Origin of the sequence: Rhizobium sp. BT04, from assembly GCF_030053135.1 — a bacterium.
Lineage (GTDB): Bacteria > Pseudomonadota > Alphaproteobacteria > Rhizobiales > Rhizobiaceae > Rhizobium > Rhizobium binxianense.
In genome coordinates, this window is the sequence record NZ_CP125652.1 from 1,484,398 (window position 1) to 1,510,663 (window position 26,266).

Genomic DNA, 26,266 nt, shown 5'->3' on the forward strand with positions numbered 1-26,266 from the left:
CCTCACCGCAGCTTCAGCGTCGACAGGCCGAGCATGGCAAGGCCGACGGCGATGATCCAGAAGCGGATCACCACCTGGCTCTCGGTCCAGCCCTTCTTCTCGAAGTGATGATGGATCGGCGCCATCAGGAAGACACGCCGGCCGGTCATCTTGAAGAAGCCGACCTGGATGATGACCGAGAGCGTCTCCATGACGAAAAGGCCGCCGATGATCGCCATGACGATCTCGTGCTTGGTTGCGACGGCGACGGTGCCGATCGTGCCGCCGAGCGCCAGCGACCCGGTGTCGCCCATGAAGATGGCAGCCGGCGGCGCGTTGAACCAGAGAAAGCCGAGTCCGGCGCCGATGACGGCGCCGAGCACGACGGCGAGTTCGCCGGTGCCGGGCACGAAATTGATCTGCAGGTAGTTTGCAAACACCACGTTGCCGGCGAGATAGGCGATGACGCCGAAGGAGGCGGCGGCGATCATCACAGGCACGATGGCAAGTCCGTCGAGACCGTCCGTCAGATTGACGGCATTGCCGGCGCCGACGATGACGAAGCCGCCGAAGACGACGAACATGATGCCGATATTGATCATGAAGTCCTTGAAGAACGGAAAGGCGATCGAAGAACCGAAGGTCGAGCCGGCAACGCCCGAGGCAAGGGCGGTGCGCATCATGAAATAGACGGCGATGCCGGCGATGACGAATTCGATGCCGAGACGCGCCTTGCCGGAAAAGCCCATATGGCTCTGCTTCGTGACCTTGAGATAATCGTCATAGAAGCCGATTGCGCCGAAGCCGAGCGTCACCAGCAGAGTGGCCACGACATAGACGTTGGAGAGATCGGCCCAGAGCAGTGATGCACCGACGATGCCCGCGAGGATCATCAGCCCGCCCATGGTCGGCGTGCCGGCCTTCTTGAAATGCGTCTGCGGCCCGTCGGCGCGGATCGGCTGGCCCTTGCCCTGCCGGATGCGCAGCGAATTGATGATCGTCGGCCCGAACAGGAACACGATCAGTGCTGAGGTGAAGAGCGCGGCCCCTGTGCGGAAGGTAATATATCTGAACAGGTTCAGAAATTTGAAATATTCCGACAGTTCGACAAGCCAGATCAGCATTCAGGGCCCCTTGTTTACCCGATCAAAGTTCGCGTTGCGTGTCGGAAAATGGTGGGAACTTGTCAAGGAGCGCGGCGACGATCTTGCCGAAACCGATGCCCAGAGACGATTTCACCATGAACACGTCGCCTGGTACGACCGAGTTCAATACATAGTCCGTCAATTCGCCGGTGTTTTCGCGATATTCGACATGGACGCTTTCCGGCAACGATTCCTTGAGCGCAGCCATCTCTGCTCCTGCGAGCCAGACATATTCGATGCCGGCCGCAAGCAGCGGCACGGCGAGATCGCCATGAACCTTCTGCGCATACTCGCCCATCTCCAGCATGTCGCCGAGCACGGCGATACGGCGTCCGCGGCCGGTCGGCTCTGAGGCCGCCAGCAGCGCGATCGCCGCGCGCATCGAAGCCGGATTGGCATTGTAGCTCTCGTCGATCAGTGTGAAGCTGCCGCTGCCGATCGAAAGCCGGTGGCGTTTGCCCCTGCCCTTTTCCGGCTTCAGCGTCCCAAGCGCGTCGATCGCCTTTTCCATGTCGGCGCCGACGATCCTGACGACGCCGAGCGCTGCCAGAGCATTCTCGGCGATATGGCGGCCGGGGGCGCCGATCGCGACCTCCAGCGTCTCGCCGCCGATCGTCAGCCACAACGTCGAATTCTCGTCCGAGCCGTTGAATTCCGCCAGCCGGAATTCGGCCTTGGCATGCTGGCCGAAGGAGTGGATATGTTCGATGCCGAGCGACTGCGCCGTGCGGTCGAGGAAATTGAACTGGTCGTTGTCGCGATTGAGCACGACATGGCCGCCCGGCTCCAGCCCCTCGAAGATCTCCGCCTTGGCGGCGGCGATTTCCTTGATGTTCTTGAAATTGCCGAGATGCGCCGGCGCGATCGTGGTGATGACGGCGACGTCGGGACGGATCATCGCCACCAGCGGCCGGATCTCGCCTGGATGGTTCATACCGACTTCGAAGACACCGTAATCCGTATCCTCAGGCATGCGCGCCAGCGTCAGCGGCACGCCCCAATGATTGTTGAAGGAGGCGACAGAGGCATGCACCTTGCCCGACGGCGACAATACATGCCGCAGCATTTCCTTGGTGGTCGTCTTTCCCACAGAACCCGTCACCGCAATGATCCGAGCCCGCGAGCGCTCGCGCGAGGCAAGGCCGAGCCGGCCGAGGGCGGCGAGCACGTCTTCGACGACGATCATCGGCACCGTCAGGCGGCCCATGGCGGGAAGCCTCGCCTCGCTGACGACGAGAAGGGAGGCGCCGTTTGCCGTCGCCATCGATGCGTAGTCGTGACCGTCGACACGGTCGCCCTTGATCGCGAAGAAGGCCTCGCCCGGAGCAATCGAGCGGCTGTCGATGGAAATGCCGGTGATGCCTTCGGGCAGAGTGCCGAAGGGGCGCCCCGCCATCGCTGCGATCATGTCTTCGGTCGTCCAGAGCCAGCTCAAGATTTCAGTTCCTCCAAGGCCTTGCGCACCTCCGCATGATCGGAGAACGGCAGCGTGATGCCGCCGATCGTCTGTCCTTCCTCATGCCCCTTGCCGGCAACGATCAGCGTATCGCCGGATCTCAGCATGCCGACAGCTTCGCGGATCGCCGCGGCGCGATCGGCAATTTCCGAGGCGCAGCTTGCTGCCGCCATGATCTCGGCGCGGATCGAGGCCGGTTCCTCCGAACGCGGATTGTCGTCGGTGACGATCACGACATCGGCAAGCCGGCAGGCGATTTCGCCCATGATCGGCCGCTTGCCGCGATCGCGGTCGCCGCCGCAGCCGAAAACGACGATAACGCGGCCTGTCGTGAAAGGCCTGACCGAGCCCAGCACATTTTCCAGCGCATCCGGCTTGTGGGCGTAGTCGACATAAGCGAGCGCGCCGTCTTTCGTATGGCCGACCAGTTCGAGACGGCCGGAGGCGCCGACGAGCTTCTCGAGTGCGGCCATCGCAACCCTAGCGGCCACGCCGGTCGACATCGCAAGCCCTGCCGCAACAAGGGCGTTGGCGACCTGGAAATCCCCCGCCAGCGGAATATCCACCTCGAAGATCTCGCCGCCGATATGGATCTCCGCCATCTGCTTGTGGCGGAAGTGCTCGACGCGTTTCAAGGAGAGGTAATCGCCCTTGCGCCCGACGGTGCGGACGTCGTGACCGGCATCGGTCGCGGCCTTGATTGCCTGCGCCGACCACGGATCGTCGGCAAAAATCACCGCCGGCGACCCCTTCGGCAACAGCGTATCGAAAAGCCGCATCTTGGCGGCCATATAGTCTTCGATCGTGGGATGATAATCCATGTGATCGCGGCCGAGATTGGTGAAGGCGGCGGCCGCAAGCTTGACGCCATCGAGCCGGCACTGGTCGAGGCCATGGCTGGAGGCCTCCATCGCCGCATGCGTGACACCTTCGTCGGCGAGTTCGGCCAGCAGCTTGTGCAGCGACACCGGATCGGGCGTCGTCAGCGCGCCATATTCGTTGCGCGTCGGCGAGACGACACCCGTCGTGCCGATCATCGCCGCCGCATGCCCCGCATGCGCCCAGATCTGCCGGACGAAGGAGGCGACGGAGGTTTTGCCCGCCGTGCCGGTGACGGCAACCATCGTATCGGGCTGCCTGCCGTGGAAGCGCGAAGCGGCGATGGAAAGGAAACGCCGCGGCTCTTTGACCGCAAGAACCGGAATGGAGGCATCGATGGCTTGGGAGGCGACCGCCACCGCAGCACCGCGGCCGGCGGCATCCGCAATGAAGCCCGCGCCATCAGCCTTGGTGCCGGCGACCGCGACGAAGGCATAACCCGGCGCCACATGGCGGCTATCCGAAGACAGGCCTGAAATATCAAGCAAGCCTGCCGGGCCTTCGAGCTGTGCTTCAAGTTCCGGAAACTGATCTCCGGCCAGGTCTCGCAATTTCATCGCACGCACTTTTCTCTGTTGAAGCCGGTTCACCCCTCGCGAATCGGCGTCGATATTCATTCACACTCAATAAGACACCAGCAAGGCCGATCGGCCCTCCCCGAATTTCGGCTCGATGCCGAGAATGGGGGCCGCGCGGCGGATGATCTCACGGGCAATCGGGCCGGCGGTACCGGCGGAGATCGTTCCGCCATATTGCTTTTCGCCGGTCTTCGGCTCGTCGCAGAAGGTGATCACCGCATATTTGGGATCGTTGATGGGGAATGCGGCAATGAAGGAATTGAAGTTCAGTGTCGCCGAATACCGCCCGTTCACCACCTTGTCGGCCGTCCCGGTCTTGCTGCCGACGGCAAAGCCCGGCACGCGGGCAACACGCCCGGAACCCTTGTACCCGTTGAAGTCAAGCAGATAGCGGATCTCGTCGCTGGTCGTCTTCTTGATCACCTGCGTGGCGATCTCATCGGCCTGTTCGCGCGTGCGCGGTAGGAATGTCGGCTCGATCAGCTTGCCGCCATTGACGAGAGCGGCCGCCGCCACCCCTGTCTGCAGCGCCGTCGTCGAGACACCATGGCCGAAGGAGATCGTGATCGAATTGATCTTCTTCCAGACGCGCGGCTGGCTCGGCATCTTCACTTCGGGCAACTCGGTCTGCATCTTCGTCAACAGGCCGAACTTGGTCAGATAGTCCTTCTGCGCGTCGATGCCGACGATGTCTATGACGCGCGCCGTGCCGATATTCGAAGAATACTGGAAAATCTCGGGAACGGTCAGCCAGCGGCGCTGTCCATGAAAATCGTGGATGGTGAAGCCGCCGATATAGATCGATTTGCTGGCATCGAAACTGTCGGTCATCTTCACTTTGCCGGTGTCGAGCGCCATCGCCAGTGAAAAGGTCTTGAAGGTCGAGCCCATTTCGAACGTGCCGTTGGTCATTCGGTTGAGCCAACCGTCCTTGGCGCCTTCCTGCGGCTCGTTCGGATCGAAATCCGGCGCCGACGCCATCGCCAGCACCTCTCCCGTATGCACGTCGATAACAGCGGCACCCGCCCCCTTGGACTGGAAGTTGTTCACGGCGTTGACGACCGCATCCCGGACGATATTCTGCACGCGCAGGTCAATCGAAAGCCGCACCGGCTCGAGCGGCTGGTCGCTGGTCATGCCGACCGAAGCGAGGTCGGCAAGTCCCTGATCGTCGATATATTTCTCCATTCCGGCGACGCCGCGGTTGTCGATATTGACGTAGCCGAGGATGTGCGCGGCAGTCGAGCCGCCCGGATAGAAGCGGCGCTTCTCCGGCCGGAAGCCGATGCCGGGAATGCCGAGCGCCAGGATCTGGCTCTGCTGCTTCGGCGTCAGCTGCCGGCGCAACCAGGCGAAATGCGAGGTCTTGACCGAAAGCTTCTTATAGGTGTCCCTCACATCGAGTTCGGGCAGCACCGTTGAAAGCTTCTCGACCGCCTCGTCGGCATCGACGATCTTGTTGGGCTCGGCAAACAGCGAGACGGTGCGGATGTCGGTCGCCAGCACTTCGCCGTTGCGGTCGAGAATGTCGGGGCGCGAGGCCATCAGCCGATCGGGCGGCAGGATGCTGGAGACGACTTCCTGATCCTTCATCGCATATTCGACGAGGCGGCCGCCGATGATGACGTAAACCCCCATGAAGCCGAGGATCAGCAGGCCGACGCGGCTTTTTGCCTGCCCCGATTTTTTCTTGCGCGACCCCTCGATCGCCAGGCCGGCGGAGGGACCGCCGAAACGGTTATAAACGCCGGCGGAAAAATGCGCCTGGCTCTTCAAAACCATGATGCGGGAAAGAAACGACATTATTCCACCGACCCCGTTTCGATCTCGTCTGCCTCATCCTCCGCCCCGCCATCGAGCGTCACTGCGCCGTGCGGCTCCACTGCGCCGCGCGGCGCGGGCGTCGGAACGGGCTGCCCCTTGCCGGTCGCGCCTTTGGCGCTGGCCTCGGTCGCGCCTTTGGCGCTGGCCACAGTCGCACCCTTGGCGCCCGCCCCGGCCGCACCGTTGGCTTTGGCCTCAGTCACATCGGGCACGGGAACCTCGGATTTCAACATCGGCAATTCCTTGGCATGCACCAGCGCCGTCGATTCCGTCGGCTGCAGCTGCAGTTCGTCATCATAGGCCTTGACCAGCCGTTCCAGACGGTTTGGCTGCGATTGCAGCGCCCAGTCGGCCTTGAGAAGGTCGATCGTGTCCTCCTCGAGCTTGATCTCGGCTTCGAGGCGATGAACCTCCTCGAGCTTCAATTCGGCGCGATGCTTGATCGTGTAAGTGACGGCGGCGGTGGCCGTCATAACGCCGATAAGCACGAGATCGAACGTTTTCAGCATATCAACCTCCAAGCTTTCCGAGACTGGCGAGATTAGGAAAGCCGAAGAGCGACATATCCGCAGCTTCGGCGGCGGCATCCGTTCTCTGACCGGCGCGCAGCTTGGCGGAGCGGGCGCGCGGATTGATCTCCGCCTCCGCCTCGCTTGCCGAAACCATCGACTTGCCCACAGCCGCAAACGTTGCCGCCCGCTCATGCGCGACCGGCAGATGCCGCGACCCCGACGCCTTGCCGGCACGGTCGGAGAAGAATTTCTTGACGATGCGGTCTTCGAGCGAATGAAAGGTGACGACGACGAGCCGGCCGCCCGGCTTCAGCACCGCTTCCGCCGCAAACAGCGCCTGCGCGAGTTCACCGAGCTCGTCGTTGACGAAAATCCGCAAGGCCTGGAAAACGCGCGTTGCCGGATGGATCTTGTCCTTCATCTTGCGCGGGGTGACGAGCTCGATGAGACCGGCAAGATCGCGCGTCGTTTCGAACGGCTTTTCCTCTCGACGCTTCTCGATCGCATGCGCGATGCGCGGCGACTGGCTTTCCTCGCCAAGGAAATGAAAGATGCGGATGAGGTCGGCGACCTTGGCACGATTGACGACATCGGCGGCCGAAACGCCTGTCGCCGACATGCGCATGTCGAGCGGCCCGTTCTTCTGGAAGGAGAATCCGCGCTCGGCCTCATCGATCTGCATGGAGGAAACGCCGATATCGAGCACGACGCCGTCAAGTCCCCCTTGCGGCGCATGATCGGCGAGATGTGAGAATTGCGAATGAACGAGCTTGAGACGGCCGCCATGGGCGGCGACCATTGCCTGGCCAGCGGCAATCGCGCTGGGGTCGCGGTCGAGCGCGATCACCTCGGCGCCGGCCGCGAGGATGGCCGAGCTGTAGCCGCCCGCACCGAATGTGCCGTCAAGGATGAGCTTGCCGGGTGCGGGCGCCAGCGCTGAAAGCACTTCGTCGAGAAGAACCGGAATGTGACGAACCGGTCCGCCACCGGCATCAGTTGAACCTCCGCCAGGATTCGCCGCCATTCCGTTCCCTCGCTCTTTCAGGAACGCTTGCCCGCCAGCTTGCGCTCCCCTCGTGCCTGCGCCTGCGCGGCCACAAAAGCCTGCGGCTGCCAGAGCTGAAAATGATCCGCCCGACCGACGAAGGTCACTTCGTCCGAGATGCCGGTAAAGCCGCGAATGAAATCCGTGACCATCAGCCGCCCCTCGGCGTCGAGCTTCATGAAGACCCCGCCCCCATGAATGAGAAGCGACATCTCGTTCGCATCCGGCGAAAACGGATCCTCCGCTGCAATCTGCCGTTCGAATCTTTCGAGAAGATCCGGACCGCCGACGCTGATCGCCGGAAACACAAAGTCCTGAAAGCAATAAAGCTCCTGAACGTTGCGCTGCGCCAGCACGGAACGAAATGCCGAAGGCACGGAAACCCTGCCCTTGGCATCGATCCTGTTGGTCGCGTTCGAAAGGAAGCGGCTCATCACACGAAACATCCGTTCCCGCAGGGATCCGGACCAAAAGTCGCCCGAAACTCCCGATATCAGGCACAGCTTCGCAAGCCGGATGAGCAAAAACCCCTCCGACGCTTCCGGAGCGGAAGACGCCTTTGCTTTGCGATGAACGGGCAGGTGATTGCCCCGGTGCAGTGCACATTTGGGATAGCATGGGACCATATGGGCGTCAATGGGATACGCCCAGTTTGCAATGGACGCATGATCAAAAATTTATAAGCCGTTAAGTTTAACAAAGGGTTAGGATCACCACTCGCACGAGGCGTAACGACGGCACTTTCACAAAAACGAATTTCCGCCCGAAGGGATGCATCAGCATCTCCTTGAAAACATTTTGTTTCAGCGGCTTATATGGAAATTATCCCGCGATTCGGCGGCTGATCGCGCCACAAATGTTAATCGCCAGTTGGCCTGTAAGCCGGGTTCTGTATGGCTCCGGCGTGAACCGGAACGTGGCAGCCATTCCTCTGGGACAGCGCTCGCACGCTGCCTCACGCAACCCACCCGGATGACTGGCCTGGAAACCAGCCGGAGAGCCTTTCGGCTCGCCGCGTCATCCCTATTCGGTCTTGCTCCCGGTGGGGTTTACCGTGCCATTTCCGTTGCCGGAGATGCGGTGGGCTCTTACCCCACCCTTTCACCCTTACCTGTCATGACAGGCGGTTTGCTTTCTGTGGCACTTTCCCTGAGGTCGCCCTCGCCGGACGTTATCCGGCACCGTGTTTCCGTGGAGCCCGGACTTTCCTCACCCTACCGCCTTTCGGCATTGGTAAAGCGCGGCTGCCCAGCCAACTGGCAGGGCTCCCATAAACGAGAGAGATGGCAATTGCTATCGAAATAAATGATATGGCTTAGCGAAATTGCGGTGTGAAATCCGTGGAGTAGCCCTGCGCGCTGATTCCGCCTGACAAAAGCAGCTCGGCTCCGAGCCGGCCGATTTCATCCGAGCTCTTGGCGGATGTGCCGGCACAGCCCGTCAACACGGCGATTTCTGGCGATGAGGTATAACCGATCATCGGGTAGCCGCTTTCCGTCTCCGACACGATGCAGGCCGCCGTCGAGATCGAGAGCGGCACCGTGTCGGGCACGAGACCTTCGACGATGCGGGTGAGATGCGCGCGTACGCTGTCGCGCCCCTCGGTCTTGAACCAGGCGCGCATCGCCGCCTCGTCGCGGAGGACCAGATCGTCCGGGTCGCCGCCGATCTTCAGGTAGAATTTGCTGTCGGGATAACGGATCGGTGGCAGCAGATAGATATGAATGTCAGGTGTTTTGAAAATCAGTGACGGCATCCCGGCCAGGCGCGCCGCATCGGCCTTGCTGACCTCGAACAGCGTCACGGTCCGGGCATAAACCGTCATGGCAACAGGCCGCGGCAACAGATTCTCCGCAATGGAAAATCCGCCCGCCGCCAGCAGCACCTTTTCAGCGCGATAGCTCTGACCTCCCGATGTCTTGACGACCGCCGACCCGCCCTCGCTGCCGATTGAGACGACATAGTCACGGATAACCGCCGCACCCGCCTTTTCGGCCAGCAGCGACTGTGCCTTGACCAGCTTGCGCGGGCTGATATGCCCGGCCCCCTTCGCCTCGAAGACGCCGGCGCCGCCGTCAGGAAAGGCGAAGAAAGGAAAGGCGGCCTTCAGCCCTGCCTCATCGAGAAGGCTGGTTTCGACGCCGAGCGAAATAGCCGCCTTCCGGGTGTTTTCGAGATAGTCGCTTCCATCCGGCGCGACGACGACGCAGCCAACCTCGCGGTAGAAGTCGATGCCGCTGTCGCGGGCGAGCTCGTCATAACGGCCGATCGAGCGGTTGGCGAGCAGCGCCCAGTTGCGGTCGGGATCGATGGTGCGGGTGATGCGCCCCTCGTCGTAATGGCTGGCGAAGACGCCCTGATGCGCCTTGCGATCATCAGGCTCATCCGGGCCGATCACCGCCACGCCATCGGTCTGCCGCGCCAGATGCCGCGCGGCGGCGGCTCCCATCAGCCCGCGGCCGACGACGATATATTTGAAATCGACTGCCATGTTATCCCTCTCAAGCGAAGACCGGCGTCAGCGCGCGGCCGAAATCCTCATCCAAGAGCCGTCCTTCCGCCAGAAGCACGGCGCCGAGGCGCCCGAGTTCGTCGGAAGATTTGGCTGCCACGAAATTACCGCCGGTGAGCACGCCGATGCGCGGCGACTGCGTGAAGCCGACATAGGGGTAGCCGGTCGGCGTGAAATTCGCCACACATGGGCCTGAAGTAACCGGGCAGCCGGCAAGCTCCGGCATCAGCTGCAGGGCGATGCGCGAGAGGTGATCGCGTTCGGCCGCACTGCCGTCGGAACGGAACCACGCGCCGGCATCCTCCAGCTTCTGGAAGGAAAGCGCCTCGGTATCGCCGCCGAGTTTTAGATAGGTCTTGCCGTCGGGATAACGCACCGGCGGCAGAATATAGATGTGGTCCTCTTCCCGATCGCCGAGCACGATGGTCGACGGCATATCGCCGAAGATCGCCATCTCACGCTCGCCCATTTCGTAAAAGACGACCGTGCGCCCCATCACCCTGGTATCGATGGGACGCGGCAGCAGGCTATGAAAATTGCTGAAGCCGCCGGCCGCGACCAGTACGCGCTCGGCGCTGTAGCTTCTGCCGCCGGCCGTCACTTCGACATGCGAACCCGCGTCGCGCACGGACGTCGCGGTTGCCTCGATCAGCGAGACGCCGCCCAGTTCGGCAAGCCACGCCTGCGCCCGCACCAGCGCCCGCGGGTTGATGTGGCCGGCGCGCTTGCGCTCGAAATATCCCGTGAAATCAGGATCGACGGCAAGATAGGAAAAACGTTGGCGAAGTTCCGACGGCACGATGGTCTCGATATCGCTGCCGAGCGTCCGGCTGATCGTCAGCGCCCGGTTGATATAGTCCTGCTCATCCTTTGGCGTCGGACCGGCAAAGAGGCAGCCAACCTCGGAATAAAAGGAAATGCCGCTCCTTGCCTCGATCTCACGGTAACGGTCGAGCGCACGGGCGGCGAAGGTTCCCCAGGCCAGATTGCCGTCGAAGGTGCGGGTGATGCGCGCTTCGTCATAATGGCTGGCGAAGACGCCATCATGGGCCTTGCGCTCCTCCGGCTCGCGCGGGCCGATCAGCGCAATGCCGTCGGCCATCGAGGAGAGATGCCGCGCAGCCGCCGCGCCCATCATGCCGCGCCCGATAACGATGAACCTGAAATCGACTGCCATATCCCACCTCATTGCGAGGTGGTCCACCTCGTTTCAAGCCGGGATATCATGGCAAGCAGGCTGATTCATATCACAAAATTGCCGCAACGGCATCTTGCCCGGACGCGCGTCACTGTACTCAGTCGAGCATCGCCAGGACCTTGCCGCAATAGGTCTTCGACACCGGGTTCATCCGCGTTGCGGCATGGCCGGCATTGTATTTGAGGATGGTGTTGCAAGTCTGCCCGCCACCGAGCTGATGGGCGGCGGCCAGATATTTCATGCCGTATTTGATGTTTGTGTCGGGATCGAATAGGCCCTTGCGTGTGCCGGAATATCCCATCATCCTGGCCGTTGCCGGCTTGATCTGCATCAGGCCCACTTCGCCGGCGCTGCCGCGTGCTTTCGGATTGAAATTGCTCTCGACGCGAATGACGGCCTGGGCGAGTGCGACAGGCACATTGTATTCGGCGGCATATTTATTGATCAGCGCGGCATAGGGAACGGCGGTGGAGAAGTCCGGCATAGCATAGCCGCTCTGGCGATCGACGGTCTTCAGCGAAATGGTTTGCGCCCTGATACCCCAGTCATCATTCGCCGAGGCAAAGTTATACCCTGCCAGCAGCATGCCGAAGCACGCCGCAGCGCCAACAATAAAATTCTTCATATAGTCTCTTCACTCCGACCCAAAGAATTGCATGACTGCGCGCCTCGCCGTCATCCGGTCATACGCGATCAAGGACTGATCGCATTCCGCAGCAATTCTTATCGTTTCATTTGGCGCCCATCGTTACACTTGAAAAAGCTGTGAGCGCTGTTCAGCGGGCGTCCTTAGACCATCGCAATGAGGAGATAATAGGGAAATGATGTGGCGAGACGGTTTTCCCGCCGGTCGCGAGAAATCCGCCCTGATACCTGGCTCTTCCGATCAGGAATAACGCGGCAGCGCCGACAGCAGCCGGTGCAGCGTGTCGATCGTCGAGAAATCGGCGATTCCGTCAACCCGTTCGGGCCGGAAATGGCGCTGGAAAGCTTCCACGTCACCCGCCGTCTTTTCGGAAAATTGGCCTGTGATCTCAGTGCCATAACCATAGAGCGACAGCATCGACTGTAGGGCTTCGACAGGTTGGCCGGCATCGCCACGCTGGAAGAAGCGCCCGCCGGTGATCCTTGCCGGCTCGACCCAGTGCCCGACGCCCGCCCGGTGGAGCTCGGCCCACGGGAATTTTTCGCCCGGATCGACCTTACGGATCGGCGCGACATCGGAATGCCCAAGCACCCGTTCCGGCGCGATCGACCAACGTTTGACACAGTCGCGACACAATTCAATCACCGCGCCGATCTGCTTTTCCGGATAATCGGGAAGCCCGCCCGGATGGCCGGAATTGGCGATCTCGATACCGATCGACAGCGAATTGATATCCGTTTCGCCGCGCCAGCTGCTCTTTCCGGCGTGCCAGGCACGGCGCGTTTCCGGCACGAGCTGCACCACCTCACCGTTCTCATGCACGAAATAATGGCTGGAAACCTGGCTCTCGACGCGACAGAGCCAGTCGAGCGCGCCATCCGCCGTCGGCATACCGGTATAGTGCAGCAGGATCATGTCCGGGCGGCGCCCATCCGTCCGCTCGCCGTGGTTCGGCGAAGGCTGCACGCGGGCGCTCCTGAAGTCGGCCTCGAAAGAGGTCATGCGGCGCGGCGTTCCTTCTCGATCGCCGCATAGGCGGCGTTCAACGCCGCCATGCGTTCATTGGCGATCACATGGAATTCCTTCGGCACGCCGCGTGAGATCAGCCGATCGGGATGATGTTCGCTCACGAGGCCATGGTAACGGCGGCGGATCGTCGGGAAATCATCCGAAGGCGAGACGCCGAGCACCTTGTAAGGATCGCCGCCGGATGAGACGTGGCGGGCGGCGATCTGCTCGAAGCGGGTTTCGCTCATCTCGAAGATCTCGCCGATATGGCGCAGGAAATTCAGTTCCTTCTCGTGGATCAACCCGTCGGCCTTGGCGATATGGAAGAGGCCATCGAGCACGTCTTCCAGCACCGTGCAATTGGCCGCGCAGGTGACGCAAAGCGCCGAGAGCCGTTCGGCATAGGCTTCGTAGCCGGCCACATCCTGGCGTGCCAGATTGTACAGCCTGGCGACGTTCTTCGCTTGATCCTCAGGGAATTCGAAGATTTCGCGGAAGGCTTCGACCTCCTTCTCGCTGACGATGCCGTCGGCCTTGGCCATCTTGGCCGACAGTGCGATGATCGCCACAGAGAAAGCCACCTTGCGCCGGGTCTCGGGATCGCCTTCGAAAACCGTTCGGATAGCCTCGACCACCGCGGAGAGCGCATTGCCCGCGGTATTGCCAATGGCATTCAACAGTTTTTCCCAGAAGGACATCGAAAATCTCACACATACTTGTCAACTTATAGAGAACAGCTTGACCAAAGAATCGCAGCCTTTGCAAGGCGACTATTGGTCGTAGGGCCGAACACAGTTTTCACGATTTGGTAATTGTCGCACCGCAGCAAAGGGTCATCACGCTCGCTTGGACCCGCATGAGAGCAAGACTCGGCGCCGCCGAGATGACCGACATCTGTCCAATAGGTTGGCTCCGGAGCGCAAGCCGCCGGCAATTTCCACAACAGTTCTCGACAGTCATAACCGGCTTGAAACGATTATATCAGCTCTTCCAGTCACCACGCGGCAGAAAGGCGCGCTTTTCGTAAATTCTTTACTTTACAGGTCCCTTTCCCTGCCGCATCCATGCGCTCATGCATGTCGCCCGGAAGGGTGCAGCGGTTCCGGAATAACGACATGCATAAAAACAAAGGGCTAAGCGCGTCGCGTGAATCAAATGTGATGCGAAGCGCGTTCGCCGATACCGCCGCACCGAAACGCCATAGGAGGGATCATGGCCAAGCAGAAAGTCGCAATGCTGACCGCCGGAGGCCTGGCGCCCTGTCTTTCCTCCGCCGTCGGCGGCCTCATCGAACGCTACAGCGACGTGGCACCCGACCTCGATATCGTCGCGTACAAGTCCGGCTACCAGGGCGTGCTCACCGGCGACAGCATCGACATCACCCGCGAGATGCGCGAAAAGGCGCCGCTGCTGCATCGTTATGGCGGCTCGCCGATCGGCAACAGCCGCGTCAAGCTCACCAATGCTGCCGACTGCGTCAAGCGCGGCCTGGTCAAGGAAGGCGAGAACCCGCTCAGGGTCGCCGCCGAACGCCTCGCCAATGACGGCATCACCATTCTCCACACGATCGGCGGCGACGACACCAACACCACGGCCGCCGACCTTGCCGCCTACCTCGCTGCCAACGGTTACAACCTCACCGTCGTCGGGCTGCCGAAGACCGTCGACAACGACGTCGTGCCGATCCGCCAGTCGCTCGGCGCCTGGACGGCCGCCGAAGTCGGCGCGCATTTCTTCGACAATGTCGGCAACGAACAGACGGCCGCCCCGCGCACCCTGGTCATCCACGAGGTCATGGGCCGCCATTGCGGCTGGCTGACGGCCGCCACCGCCCGCGCCTATCTCCAGCGCACCAGCCGCAACCAGTATGTCGACGGCCTGATGATGGACGCGCATCTGAAGAGCATCGACGCCGTCTACCTGCCTGAGATGGCCTTCGACCTCGACGCCGAGGCCGCCCGTCTCAAGGAAAGCATGGACCGCAACGGCCACGCCACGGTCTTCGTCTCGGAAGGCGCCTGCCTCGACGCCATCGTCGCCGAGCGTGAAGCCGCCGGCGAGACCGTCAAGCGCGACGCCTTCGGCCATGTGAAGATCGACACGATCAATGTCGGCGCCTGGTTCCAGAAGCAGTTCGCCAGCCTGTTGAACGCCGAGCGTTCCCTCGTGCAGAAATCAGGCTATTTCGCCCGCTCGGCGCCTGCCAACGGCGACGATCTCAGGCTGATCCAGAGCATGGTCGATCTCGCCGTCGAAAGCGCGCTCAACAAAGTCTCCGGCGTCACCGGCCATGATGAAGCGCAAAACGGTAAATTGCGCACTATAGAATTCCCGCGCATCAAGGGCGGCAAGGCTTTTGACCTTTCTACGGGATGGTTTGCCGAAGTCATGGACAATATAGGCCAGAAATACAAAGAAGCGTGATTGACGGATGGTTAATATGATGTCTTTGCTTGTTCCTGAGGAATAGGAGGAGACACCATGTCATTTGAAGCCTGGCTCGCTTTTGCGGCCGCATCCGCCATCATGCTGGCCATACCGGGGCCGACGATACTGCTCGTCGTCTCCTATGCGCTCGGTCATGGACGCAGGACTGCGTTTGCGACTGTCAGCGGCGTGGCGCTTGGTGACTTCACCGCGATGACGGCGTCTCTCTTCGGACTCGGCGCCGTCCTGGCCGCCTCCGCCACCCTCTTCACCGTCTTGAAGTGGATCGGCGGCGCCTACCTGATCTGGCTGGGAATCAAGCTCTGGCGGGCTCCTGTGATCGGGGAACCGGTCGCCGACAACGACAATCTGCCGGAGGAAAAGTCGCTCAAGATCTTCCTCCACGCCTATGTCGTCACCGCCCTCAATCCCAAGAGCATCATCTTCTTCGTCGCCTTCGTGCCGCAGTTCCTCAATCCGGCCCTGCCCTTCGTCGGCCAGATGGCGATCATGGAAGCGACCTTCCTCGTGCTGGCGATCCTTAACGCTTCCACCTACGCATTTCTCGCCCATACCGCGCGCGGACTGATTCGCAAGGCGAGCATCCAGCGCGCCGTAAACCGCACCGGCGGCACCTTGCTGATCGCCGCAGGCGCCGTCACTGCCGGGTATCGCCGTATTGCAGCCTAGAAATATTCCGTGGTTGCCGGAATGCCACGAATAGGTTAATGGGTCGGGCAGGGCTTAAGGTTTTTAGTAACTTTTATACGCTGCCGGGGCGGCGCGATTTCACGAAAGTGGCGGAATGGTAGCGATCGGATTGTCCGGCCTGAAACGCAGTCTTGTCGTTTCGACGATACTCTGCGGCGTGATGACGGGATGCACGAGCGTCGAATACACGTCCCAGGCCGAGCTGACAGCTGCCCAGACCGTCGTGCCGATGCCGAAACCCGGCGAAGACGCCACACTCGCGGCGATCCCGACAGCCGAAGGCGCAGCCGTAGGCGGCGCCACCATTCCCCAGGCATCCCCCTCCCTGACCGCAACGGCGATGCCGACCGTAGCAGCCTCTCAGTCTGCCGATCTCGCCATGCAGGCAGGCATGCAGCCGGCAGCCTATGCGCAAATCCCGCTGACGCCCGAGATGACGGCGATCCAGTCCGTCGTGCCGACGCCGCGTCCGGGAACCCCGGCACAACCGACGACCCAGCTTGCCTTTGCCGCGACACCGCAGAACAGCGCGCTTGCAGCACTTGCGGCCGTCGACACCACGCCGCGTGCCAGCATGGACTACGGTTTCGACGAATCCGGGCCGATCGATCCGCCGACGGCGCCGCCGATGTTCAGCGACGACGACAAAGACGATGCGCCGACGGTCGAAAAAAGCTTCGTCACCAAGCTCATTCAAAAATATTCGAAGGTCTACGAAATTCCCGAGACGCTGCTCCACCGCATCGTCCATCGCGAGAGCCGCTACAATCCGAAGGCCTACAACAAGCGCGGCTATTTCGGCCTCATGCAGATCAAATACAATACCGCCAAGTCGATGGGTTATGACGGCGCCCCGGGCGGTCTCTTCGATGCGGAAACCAACATCAAATATGCCGCCAAATATTTGCGTGGCGCCTGGCTCGTCTCCGACAACAAGGAAGACGATGCCGTCCGCCTCTATGCGCGCGGCTATTATTACGACGCCAAGCGCAAGGGCATGAGCGACATCGCCCAAGGCAATTATTGAAATCGGCAATTCCTGAATAGAATGACGGCTGAAAGGCGGTCGCAGCCTATGGCTGCGGCTGGGCTTGGCTATTGTGATCCGGCCTGCTGTTGCGGTTCCCCCGGTGGCAAGGCCGCCAGGATCGCCTTCAGAAGCGTCTGCGGCTGATAGCCGAGCCAGCCCGGCGTCAGCCCGAGCCTGATGACGACCAGATTGGCGGAAGGCACGATCGCCATGCTCTGCCCGTCATGACCCGTCAGCCAGAATGTATCCTCCGGCAGCCCGAACTTGGCGCTTGAGCCGCCGGGGGAGAGCCAGGCCTGGCCCTGCGTATAGCTCCCATTCGACGCCGCCGTCGGCGTGCGCATGGCGCCGACGAAACCTTCCGGCAGCAACCGCTGGCCGTTCCAGACGCCATCCTGCAGCAGGAACTGCCCGAAGCGAGCCCAGTCATGCGCCGTCGCATAGAGATAGGAGCTTCCGGCAAAGGTGCCGCGCGCATCGAGTTCGAACACGGCGCTGGTCATGCCGAGCGGTGAAAACAGCGCGTCGTGCGGATAGGAAAAGGCCGCCTGCGGATTGCCGACCCTGTCCATCCAGATGCGCGACAAGAGTACCGCCGTGCCGCTCGAATAGCGGAAACGCTGGCCGGGTGCGGCCTCCATCGGTGCGTTGGCCGGCAACGATACCATGTCGGGGTCGAGATAGAGCATGCGCGTCACATCGGCGACGTCGCCATAATCCTCGTTGAAGGCAAGGCCGCTCTCCATGCCGAGCAGATCGGAGACCTTGATCCCGGCACGCGCATCGTTCTTCCACTGCGCCAGCAGATGATCATCGTCGAAGGAGATCTTGCCGTCGAGCATCAGCCGGCCGAGAATTGCGGCATTCACCGTCTTCGTCATCGACCAGCCGATCAGCGGCGTCCTTGCCGAGAATCCGGGTCCATAGGCCTCGGCGACGATGCGGCCATTGCGCACCACCACGATCGCCCGCATGGCCGGGCCGGCAAGTCGGGCATCAGCAAGCAGCGCGGCGATCTTCGCATCCGGCTGATCGCCGGCGCCCTCACCTTGCGGCCACACCGCGTCGTTCGCCTCCACTCTGGCCGGCGCTTCGAAAGGCACCGCATTCGCCGCCGCCTCGAAATTGCCGTCCGGCACGCTGGTGCAGCCGAAAGCGCTGCGATAGAGCGCATAACTCGGCGCAAACAGCCCCATGAAGCGCGCCGTCACGCGATCGTTGTCGCGGTCGACGCTGACGCGCACCAGCCGCAGCAGCGGATTTCCGGGCGCCTGGACGTCGTCATGGAGCACATCCCCGGCCTCGCGGCCGGCAATGAAGACGTTGGAGCAGACGATCTTCGCGGCATAGCCGTCGCCGACCCGCAGCAATTCCGGCGGCTGGACGAAGAGCCAGCCGGCGGCGCCGATGACGACGAGGACGATAAGGAGAGCAAGCGCCTTCAGAATACGCAGGACAAATCGCATGGCATTCCTCCATGCCGGGAGAAAAGCAGGAATCGCACCCGCCGGAAAGGGGCCGGTGCGAAGAAGGCGCACCATGCCGATCACTTCCTGAAGAAGTGATCGGGATCACCCTTCATGAAAGCCGCAGCCGCGCGAGCGGGCGCCCACAGCCCACGTCATCAAACTGTAGCAGTGGCGCGCTACACGCCCTGAACGCTAAAAAGGTGACAGACTCATGTCAGAATTTGCACCGGATGCCGGCTTCCGCAAGAACCGGAAACTCAAGGACGCCCTTCTCCGCCACAAGGCTTTTTCGAAGGACGGCTTTTCCGAGCGCCTCTTCGGCCTTCTCTTCTCCGGCCTCGTCTATCCGCAGATCTGGGAAGATCCTGATCTCGACATGCAGGCGATGGAGCTGAAGCCGAACCATCGCATCGTCACCATCGGCTCCGGCGGCTGCAACATGCTCGCCTATCTCTCCAAGGCGCCGGCCTCGATCGACGTCGTCGATCTCAACCCGCACCATATCGCGCTGAACCGCCTGAAGCTCGCCGCCTTCAAGCATCTCCCCGATCATGCCGATCTCGTCCGTTTCCTGGCGATGCCGAACGAGAAGTCGAACAGCCGCGCCTTCGACCGGCACCTCGCCGCCAAGCTCGACGAGACGACCCGCAGCTACTGGAACGGCCGCAAGTTCGGCCGCCGCCGCGTCACGGTCTTCGACCGTAATATCTATGAAACCGGCCTGCTCGGCCGCTTCATCGGCGCAGCCCATCTTCTTGCCCGCCTGCACGGCGTCAAGCTGCGCGAAATGACCAAGACCCGCACTATTCGCGAACAGCGCCAGTTCTTCGAAGAGCAGATCGCGCCACTGTTCGAAAAGCCGGTCGTGCGTTGGATCACCGGCCGCAAGAGCTCACTGTTCGGCCTCGGCATCCCGCCACAGCAATATGACGAGCTTGCAAGCCTCGCCGCCGATCATTCGATCGCGCCGGTGCTGAAGCATCGCCTGGAAAAGCTCGCCTGTCATTTCCCGATGCGCGACAATTATTTCGCCTGGCAGGCCTTCGGTCGCCGCTACGGCACCGAAGAGGAAGGCCCGCTGCCGACCTATCTGAAGTCGGAGCATTACGAATTGATCCGCGCCAATGTCGACCGCGTCAACGTCCACCATGCAAGCTTCACCGAGCTTCTGGCGCGCGAGCCGGCCGCCTCACGCGACCGCTACATCCTGCTCGACGCGCAGGACTGGATGACGGACGAGCAGCTGAACGACGTCTGGCGGGAAATCACCCGCACGGCGCGCGAAGGCGCGCGCGTGATCTTCCGCACCGCCGCCGAAAAGAGCATCATCGAGGGGCGCCTCTCTCCTTCGATCCGCGACCAGTGGGATTACTTCGAGGACAAGTCGCGTGAACTGACGGCGCTCGATCGCTCGGCGATCTATGGCGGCTTCCACATTTACGGGAAAAAGGCGTGAGCAAGGTCGGCACCGAGACGGCAGGCAACAGCGACGAACATGCCAGCCTGATGGATGGCATGTACCGCTACCAGCGCCATATCTACGACCTGACCCGCAAATATTACCTTCTCGGCCGCGACAGCACGATCCGTAATCTCGACGTGCCCGAAGACGGTACCCTGCTCGAAGTCGGCTGCGGCACGGGGCGCAACATGGCTTTCGCCCACCGGCATTTCCCGACCGCCAAGCTGTTCGGCCTCGACATTTCCCAGGAGATGTTGATTTCGGCGCGCAAGACCTTCGCCACCAAGGCGACGATCCCGGACTTCCGCGTCGCCGACGCCACGGCGTTCACGCCGCGCGAATTCGGCGTCAGCGGCTTCGACCGCATCCTGATTTCCTACGCCCTGTCGATGATCCCGGACTGGGAGCGGGCCGTCGATGCATCGATCGCAGCACTCAATCCCGGCGGTCAGCTGCACATCGTCGATTTCGGCCAGCAGGAAGGCCTGCCTGGCTGGTTCCGGCGCATGCTGCAGTCCTGGCTTGCGAAATTCCACGTCACCCCGCGCCCCGATCTGCGCGAGGTTCTGGAGGCGCAAGCCCATGAAAACAACGCGAGATTGTTGTTCGATACCGTTGGCGGCGGTTATACCTGGCGGGCGGCCATTATCAGCAAGCGCTCATAATTCGCTTGAAACTAACCGATTTTTTACGTTGATATGGTGAAAAGAGGGTTATCCTCTGCTGACTCGTCATTTCCGAAGGTCAAGCTGTGGGGCAAAAAGATCATTCGAGTTACGACGGGACGCCCATGCGCCGGCTTTTGTTTTGCGTTTTGCCCCTGGCCATCTTGCTGGCCGGCTGCACCTCCTCCGGTCATGACTATCTTGAAACGGCGTCGATCAAGCCGAAGACACGCTTTAAGGATACCGATCCGCAGGATTTCGGCCCCAAGCATCCGGAGCAGAACCAGATCCACGGTATCGATATCTCCAAGTGGCAGGGCGATATCGACTGGGCCACGGTCAGGAATTCCGGCGTCGCCTTCGCCTTCATCAAGGCGACCGAGGGCAAGGACCGGGTCGATCCGCGCTTCGACGAATATTGGCGCGAAGCCCGCGCCGCCGGCATCCCGCACGCCCCCTATCACTTTTACTATTTCTGCTCCTCGGCCGATCAGCAGGCCGACTGGTTCATCCGCAACGTGCCGAAGGAGGCCATGCGCCTGCCGCCGGTGCTCGACGTGGAATGGAACGCCGAATCGAAGACCTGCCGCTATCGTCCCGACCCGGAAACGGTGCGCGCCGAAATGCAGCGTTTCATGGACCGGCTGGAGGCCTATTACGGCAAGCGCCCGATCATCTACACCTCGGTCGATTTCCATCGCGACAATCTCGCGGGCTACTTCCAGGATTATCATTTCTGGGTCCGTTCGGTGGCAAAACACCCCGAAGTGACCTATTCCGACCGCCGCTGGGCCTTCTGGCAATATACCTCGACCGGCGTCATTCCCGGCATCAGCGGTCCTACCGATATCAATGTCTTTGCCGGCAGCGCAAAGAACTGGAACAATTGGGTCGCGGCCGTTTCCAAGGATAGAAATTCTTAGTAACGTCTTTCAATGTTTCTTGCTTCCGTCACATTCCTCTGTGAAAGCGACGGTTATCTGTTTGATATAAGGACCGCATCCATGCACCGCTCGCTCGCAAGCCGCTCTGCACTCGCCCTTCTGTTTGCCCTCGCGCTGGCCGGCGCCGCGGCCGCCCAGCAGGCGCCGGACGCAGCCCCGGCTGCCCCTTGCGGCGGCGACCTCTCCGCCTTCCTCGCAGGCGTCAAGAAAGATGCGGTTGCGGCCGGCGCCAGTGCGGCAGCCGCCGACGAGGCCTTCGCCGGCGCCGAGATCGACCCCAAGGTGCTGAGCCGGGACCGTGCCCAGGGCGTCTTCAAGCAGACCTTCCTCGAATTCTCCCAGCGCACCGTCAGCCAGGCCCGCCTCGACATCGGCCGCCAGAAGATGAAGCAATATGCCGACGTTTTTGCCCGCGCCGAACAGGAATTCGGTGTCCCCCCCGGCGTCATCACCGCCTTCTGGGCGATGGAAACCGATTTCGGCGCCGTCCAGGGCGATTTCAACACCCGCAATGCTCTGGTCACGCTGTCGCATGACTGCCGCCGCCCGGAACTCTTCCGCCCGCAGCTGATCGCTCTCGTCGAAATGGTACAGCACGGCGACCTCGATCCCGCCACCAATACGGGCGCCTGGGCCGGCGAAATCGGCCAGGTGCAGATGCTGCCGCGCGACATCGTCGCCTATGGCATGGACGGCGATGGCGACGGCCATGTCCGCCTGAAGCAGAGCGGCCCGGACGCCATCCTGACGGCAGCAAAATTCATCCAGCATCTCGGCTTCGAGCGCGGTCAGCCCTGGCTGCAGGAAGTGACCCTGCCCGATAACCTGCCCTGGGAGAAATCCGGCCTCGGCGGCACGATGAAGGCTAGCGATTGGTTCGCGCTCGGCGTGAAGCCGCGCGACGGCAATACCGCCTTCGGCAACCTCGAAGGCGACCTGGTCCTGCCGCAGGGCCGCATGGGACCGGCCTTCATCGCTTATCCCAATTTCAAGATCTATCTCGAATGGAACAAGTCGTTCATCTACACGACATCGGCCGCCTATTTCGGAACGCGCCTTTCCGGTGCCCCGACCTATCTGAAGGGCATGCCGGAACAAGGGCTCGCCAACGAACAGATGAAGACGCTGCAGACCAAGCTGCAGTCGCTTGGCCATGACGTCGGCGAGATCGACGGCATCCTCGGCTCCGGCACACGCGTCGCGATCCAGAAGGAACAGCAACGCCTCGGCATCCCCGCTGACGGCTGGGCGACGCCTGCCCTGCTCAACGCTCTCTGATCGCCGCGAAGACCTCGCCGCCGCCCGCTTCGCAAGAAACGGGTGGCGCTGACCGCGGCCTGCCCTCAACATAGGGATCAGGAGCCGACGCCGGTTTCGACAAGACGATACGGCGAGCATGCGGCTTGCGGTGGAGGAATCGGCGTGGACAGCAGAATGAATGCCTGGACCTGGGGCCTGCTGGTCCTGCTCGGCCTGATCTGGGGCGGCTCCTTCTTCTTTGCCCGCATCGCCGTCCAGCACGTGCCGCCGCTGACGCTGGTCTTTTTTAGGCTGCTGCTCGCAGCGCTGGCGCTGCATATCTATATCGCCGGCCGTTTCGACTTCTATTCGATCCTCTGGCGCCGCTGGCGCGAATTCCTCATCCTCGGCCTGATCAACAATGCCCTGCCGCATGCGCTGATTTTCTTCGGCCAAACCCGCATCGGCGCCGGCCTCGCGGCGATCCTGAATGCGACGACGCCGATATGGACCGTGCTCATCGCCAATTATTTCACCTCCGACGAGAAGCTGTCCGCGGCAAAGATCGGCGGCTGCCTTGTTGGCCTGGCCGGAACGATCGTGCTGATCGGACCTGGCATCTCGGCCGGTGGCGAGGCGCCGCTCTGGGCGCTGCTTCTGCCGGTGCTTGCCGCCATCTCTTATGGTTTCGCCGCCACCTACGGCAAACGCTTCAGGAATGTTCCCGCCCCGGTCACCGCTGCCGGCCAGTTGACCGCCTCCTCGCTGATTGCGCTGCCGCTGTCGCTGCTGTCAGATCGCCCCTGGAAGCTTGCCGCACCGTCGCTCGATGTCCTGCTTGCCATTCTGGCGCTGGCGCTGCTGTCGACCGCCTTCGGCTACATCCTCTATTTCCGCATCATGGCGGCCGCCGGCGCCACTAACGCCTCCCTCGTCACCCTGCTGGTGCCGCCGAGCGCCATCCTTCTCGGCGCGCTTTTCCTCGGCGAAAGGCTCGCACTCGGCGAATTTATCGGTATGGCGCTGATCGGGTTCGGCCTCGTCATTCTTGACGGCCGCATCTATCGCCTGTTGAGCCGCACCACCTGAAAGCCGGTTGCGGATTCCCTATAATTTCAACCGGTTGCGGGCTCGCCATGTTTTGGGCGCATAGGTAAATGCACAGTCGCCGAATTTAACGGCATGTTAAAATCTGTGAACAAAAATTTATGGAATATAATCGTTTTATTTCAAAAACTTGCCGAAATGCCACTTGACTTATCCACCGCACTCTTCTGCAGCGCAGCATAGAATCTTCTTCCCAACCGACATATTTCAGACATATTATCGGCCGGTTAACGCGAGGAGACAGACATGGGACTCACGCAATCCTTGAATGTTCTGTTGGTCAGTGCAGCGTTTGCTTTCGTCTTGTCCATGCTCTTCATCTGAGCCGGCCAACACGAAGACGGAATGACTGGTAGTACCTGAACTCCCCTGATCAATCCGCCAATGAAAAAGCGCATGTCCCCGCCCGACATGCGCTTTTCCCTTTTAAGGTGGAAAGATCAGGCGGCCGCGCCCGCGCTCTTTGGCGCCCGGCGGGAGAGACCGAGATTGTCGAGCACGGCGGAAACCAGCGGCGCGCGGTTCATCGTATAGAGATGGAACTCGTTCAGGCCGCGCCGGACGAGATCCTCGATCTGCTCGGCGGCGACATCGGCTGCGACCTTCGCCCGCTCCTCGGGCTTGTCGTCGAAGCCGGCGAAGCGCTCATCCAGGAAGGCCGGAATGATGGTGCCGCAGGCGCCTGCGAAACGCTTCAGCTGCGTCAGATTCTGGATCGGCATGATGCCGGGCACGATCGGGATCGAGATACCGGCAGCGCGCACCCGCTCCAGATAACGCTCGAAATTGTCGTTGTCGAAGAAGAACTGCGTCAACGCCCGGTCGGCGCCATTGTCGGCCTTGCGCTTCAGCATCTCGATATCGGCAGCCGTGTCACGGCTTTCCGGGTGTTTTTCCGGATAGGCGGAAACCGAAATCTCGAAATCGCCGATCTCCTTGAGGCCGGCCACCAACTCCGCCGCATTGGCATAGCCGCCGGGATGCGGCTGGTAGGGCGCGCCGGCGCCGCCGGGCGCATCGCCGCGCAGCGCCACGAAATGCGTCACGCCGACCTTACGGAAGGTCTCGATCATCTGATGCGTCTCGTCCTTAGTCGCCCCGACGCAGGTCAGGTGCGAGGCGGTGGCAAGCGGCGTCTGCGACAGGAACCGTGTTACGGCGGTGAGCGTCGGCGCCTTGGTGGTGCCGCCAGCGCCGTAGGTCACCGACACGAAATCCGGAGCCCAGTCCTGCAGCTTGCTGACGGTATCCCAGAGCTGCCCTTCCATCTCCTCCGATTTCGGCGGGAAGAATTCGAAGGAAATCCCGATGTTGCGGCCGCGTACCTCGTTATTCAAAGCCATGTCATACTCTCCCGGCAAATGTAGGTTCGGCGCCTTCGCTCGTCTGCGAAGCCATGAGGCGCCTGGGATCGCGCGCGAGCCAGACGGTGACCGTCAACCCCTGCCCGCTTTGCTGACCCGGATGAAGATCGACCACCTGCTCGACGTCGAGCCCGGCCCTGTGCAGCCAGTCGGATATCGCCTGGTGCGAAAAACCGAGACGGACATGCGCATGCTCGTCGCGGAGATATTCGAGCGTGTGCGGCGCAAGGTCGATGACCACGAGCCGGCCGCCCGGCCGCAGCATGCGCGCCGCTTCCGCGATGGCGATCTCCGGCTGGTCGAAGAAATGCAGCACCTGATGGATCGTCACCAGGTCGAAATCCTGGCCCTCGAACGGCAGGTTCAGGATATCGGCATGGCGCACGGTGGCCTTGGTGATGCGGGATTTGTCGAGATTGGCGCGCGCCACGCTCAGCATGTCGCGGCTGGCATCGACACCGATCGCCCGGCGGTAGAGCCCGGAAAGCAGTTCGAGGATGCGGCCGGTGCCGGTGCCGAGATCGAGCAGCGAATCGATCGGCTGGCTGCCGAGCAGCCGGATGACGGCGGCATCGACTTCCTCGTCGGCCGCATGCAGGCGGCGAAGCTCGTCCCATTCCGCCGCGTTGCGGCTGAAATAGGCCTGTGCCCGCTCGGCCCGCTGGCGCTTGACCGCCGACAGCCGCTCGCCGTCGCGAAGAATGGTCGGATCGTTCTCGGAGACATGCTTCAGCAATGCCCGCACCAGCATGGCCGCCTTGCCGTCCTGCTTGAGGCGGAAATAGGCCCAGGCGCCCTCCTGATAGCGTTCGATCAGCTCGGCCTCGCCAAGCAGCTTCAGATGTCGGGAGATGCGGGGCTGGGATTGGCCGAGAATTTCGGTAAGATCGGTCACCGTCAGGTCGCCGCCGTCGAGAAGCGCCAGAAGACGCAGGCGCGTGGGCTCGCCGGCCGCCTTCAAGACGTCCACCAGCGCATCCAGTCCAAGCTTCAAGGGTTCGCTCATCTTCGGTCCAATCAAGATATAAAGATATCTTTATGTGATTTGGATTGCGGTGACAAGCAG

The 26,266-nt window shown here is 61.8% G+C and carries 22 protein-coding genes, 1 other RNA gene and 1 pseudogene; 8 read left to right on the top strand and 16 right to left on the bottom strand.

Features of this window, described 5'->3' with window-relative positions; genetic code table 11:
- Positions 1 to 2 precede the first annotated feature (2 nt).
- The 13 genes from mraY to QMO82_RS15925 all read right to left on the bottom strand — a co-directional run bounded on the left by mraY (position 3) and on the right by QMO82_RS15925 (position 13,480).
- Positions 3 to 1,103, bottom strand: coding sequence for a phospho-N-acetylmuramoyl-pentapeptide-transferase (gene mraY, locus QMO82_RS15865; protein ID WP_003593357.1), 1,101 nt, complete (start codon positions 1,101 to 1,103; stop codon positions 3 to 5).
- Positions 1,104 to 1,125: 22 nt separating this feature from the next.
- Entirely contained in the window at positions 1,126 to 2,559 is a 1,434-nt protein-coding gene (locus QMO82_RS15870; protein ID WP_183608186.1) for a UDP-N-acetylmuramoylalanyl-D-glutamyl-2,6-diaminopimelate--D-alanyl-D-alanine ligase, read from the bottom strand.
- Complete coding sequence (locus tag QMO82_RS15875) at positions 2,556 to 4,076, bottom strand: UDP-N-acetylmuramoyl-L-alanyl-D-glutamate--2,6-diaminopimelate ligase (protein ID WP_183608185.1); 1,521 nt, start codon at positions 4,074 to 4,076, stop codon at positions 2,556 to 2,558. The genes QMO82_RS15870 and QMO82_RS15875 overlap by 4 nt, the downstream gene beginning before the upstream one ends.
- A 6-nt stretch (positions 4,077 to 4,082) precedes the next feature.
- Positions 4,083 to 5,840 carry a penicillin-binding protein 2 gene (locus QMO82_RS15880; RefSeq protein WP_183608184.1) on the bottom strand — a complete coding sequence of 586 codons (1,758 nt, stop codon included), beginning with the start codon at positions 5,838 to 5,840 and terminating at the stop codon, positions 4,083 to 4,085.
- Positions 5,840 to 6,370 carry a hypothetical protein gene (locus QMO82_RS15885; RefSeq protein WP_183608183.1) on the bottom strand — a complete coding sequence of 177 codons (531 nt, stop codon included), beginning with the start codon at positions 6,368 to 6,370 and terminating at the stop codon, positions 5,840 to 5,842. The genes QMO82_RS15880 and QMO82_RS15885 overlap by 1 nt, the downstream gene beginning before the upstream one ends.
- 1 nt (position 6,371) lies before the next feature.
- Positions 6,372 to 7,397 (bottom strand): 16S rRNA (cytosine(1402)-N(4))-methyltransferase RsmH, encoded by a 1,026-nt coding sequence (gene rsmH / locus QMO82_RS15890; protein ID WP_183608182.1) that lies wholly within the window; start codon positions 7,395 to 7,397, stop codon positions 6,372 to 6,374.
- A gap of 17 nt (positions 7,398 to 7,414) precedes the next feature.
- Complete coding sequence (mraZ, locus tag QMO82_RS15895) at positions 7,415 to 7,852, bottom strand: division/cell wall cluster transcriptional repressor MraZ (RefSeq protein WP_024320776.1); 438 nt, start codon at positions 7,850 to 7,852, stop codon at positions 7,415 to 7,417.
- Between the two features lie 428 nt (positions 7,853 to 8,280).
- Positions 8,281 to 8,678: RNase P RNA component class A (gene rnpB, locus QMO82_RS15900), an RNA gene on the bottom strand.
- Positions 8,679 to 8,733: 55 nt separating this feature from the next.
- The gene (locus QMO82_RS15905; protein ID WP_183608181.1) at positions 8,734 to 9,909 is read right to left on the bottom strand and encodes an FAD-binding oxidoreductase; all 1,176 of its coding nucleotides are present in this window, start codon (positions 9,907 to 9,909) and stop codon (positions 8,734 to 8,736) included.
- Positions 9,910 to 9,919: 10 nt separating this feature from the next.
- The gene (locus tag QMO82_RS15910) at positions 9,920 to 11,107 is read right to left on the bottom strand and encodes an FAD-binding oxidoreductase (RefSeq protein ID WP_183608180.1); all 1,188 of its coding nucleotides are present in this window, start codon (positions 11,105 to 11,107) and stop codon (positions 9,920 to 9,922) included.
- Positions 11,108 to 11,225: 118 nt separating this feature from the next.
- Entirely contained in the window at positions 11,226 to 11,753 is a 528-nt protein-coding gene (locus tag QMO82_RS15915; protein WP_183608179.1) for a lytic transglycosylase domain-containing protein, read from the bottom strand.
- A gap of 261 nt (positions 11,754 to 12,014) precedes the next feature.
- Positions 12,015 to 12,776: an N-acetylmuramoyl-L-alanine amidase gene (locus QMO82_RS15920; RefSeq protein WP_183608178.1), complete on the bottom strand. Its 762-nt coding sequence runs from the start codon at positions 12,774 to 12,776 to the stop codon at positions 12,015 to 12,017.
- Positions 12,773 to 13,480, bottom strand: a complete 708-nt coding sequence (locus QMO82_RS15925) for a DnaJ family molecular chaperone (RefSeq protein WP_183608177.1) — start codon at positions 13,478 to 13,480, stop codon at positions 12,773 to 12,775. Before QMO82_RS15925 ends, QMO82_RS15920 begins: the two co-directional genes overlap by 4 nt.
- Before the next feature lie 514 nt (positions 13,481 to 13,994).
- Between QMO82_RS15925 and QMO82_RS15930 the strand changes: the two genes are divergently transcribed.
- From QMO82_RS15930 to QMO82_RS15940, 3 genes are all read left to right on the top strand, one after another.
- Positions 13,995 to 15,206 (top strand): pyrophosphate--fructose-6-phosphate 1-phosphotransferase, encoded by a 1,212-nt coding sequence (locus tag QMO82_RS15930; protein WP_183608176.1) that lies wholly within the window; start codon positions 13,995 to 13,997, stop codon positions 15,204 to 15,206.
- 57 nt (positions 15,207 to 15,263) lie between these two features.
- Complete coding sequence (locus QMO82_RS15935) at positions 15,264 to 15,899, top strand: LysE family translocator (protein WP_183608175.1); 636 nt, start codon at positions 15,264 to 15,266, stop codon at positions 15,897 to 15,899.
- 115 nt (positions 15,900 to 16,014) lie between these two features.
- Positions 16,015 to 16,947 carry a lytic transglycosylase domain-containing protein gene (locus tag QMO82_RS15940; RefSeq protein ID WP_183608174.1) on the top strand — a complete coding sequence of 311 codons (933 nt, stop codon included), beginning with the start codon at positions 16,015 to 16,017 and terminating at the stop codon, positions 16,945 to 16,947.
- Between the two features lie 46 nt (positions 16,948 to 16,993).
- On the opposite strand, the pseudogene QMO82_RS15945 reads toward QMO82_RS15940, so the two are convergent.
- Positions 16,994 to 18,416, bottom strand: a pseudogene (locus QMO82_RS15945) (serine hydrolase domain-containing protein).
- Positions 18,417 to 18,630: 214 nt separating this feature from the next.
- Between QMO82_RS15945 and QMO82_RS15950 the strand changes: the two are divergent.
- From QMO82_RS15950 to QMO82_RS15970, 5 genes are all read left to right on the top strand, one after another.
- Positions 18,631 to 19,875, top strand: a complete 1,245-nt coding sequence (locus QMO82_RS15950; RefSeq protein ID WP_183608172.1) for a DUF3419 family protein — start codon at positions 18,631 to 18,633, stop codon at positions 19,873 to 19,875.
- On the top strand, positions 19,872 to 20,546 hold the full coding sequence (locus tag QMO82_RS15955) for a class I SAM-dependent methyltransferase (protein ID WP_183608171.1): 675 nt from the start codon (positions 19,872 to 19,874) through the stop codon (positions 20,544 to 20,546). The genes QMO82_RS15950 and QMO82_RS15955 overlap by 4 nt, the downstream gene beginning before the upstream one ends.
- Positions 20,547 to 20,671: 125 nt before the next feature.
- Positions 20,672 to 21,469 (top strand): GH25 family lysozyme, encoded by a 798-nt coding sequence (locus QMO82_RS15960; RefSeq protein WP_183608170.1) that lies wholly within the window; start codon positions 20,672 to 20,674, stop codon positions 21,467 to 21,469.
- Positions 21,470 to 21,550: 81 nt separating this feature from the next.
- A complete protein-coding gene (locus tag QMO82_RS15965; protein ID WP_183608169.1) occupies positions 21,551 to 22,768 on the top strand; it encodes a lytic murein transglycosylase in 1,218 nt (405 codons plus the stop codon).
- A gap of 144 nt (positions 22,769 to 22,912) precedes the next feature.
- A complete protein-coding gene (locus tag QMO82_RS15970) occupies positions 22,913 to 23,818 on the top strand; it encodes a DMT family transporter (RefSeq protein WP_183608168.1) in 906 nt (301 codons plus the stop codon).
- Between the two features lie 458 nt (positions 23,819 to 24,276).
- On the opposite strand, the gene metF is transcribed toward QMO82_RS15970, so the two are convergent.
- Positions 24,277 to 25,179, bottom strand: a complete 903-nt coding sequence (metF, locus tag QMO82_RS15975; RefSeq protein ID WP_183608167.1) for a methylenetetrahydrofolate reductase [NAD(P)H] — start codon at positions 25,177 to 25,179, stop codon at positions 24,277 to 24,279.
- Between the two features lies 1 nt (position 25,180).
- The gene (locus QMO82_RS15980; RefSeq protein WP_183608166.1) at positions 25,181 to 26,206 is read right to left on the bottom strand and encodes a metalloregulator ArsR/SmtB family transcription factor; all 1,026 of its coding nucleotides are present in this window, start codon (positions 26,204 to 26,206) and stop codon (positions 25,181 to 25,183) included.
- Positions 26,207 to 26,266: the final 60 nt, after the last annotated feature.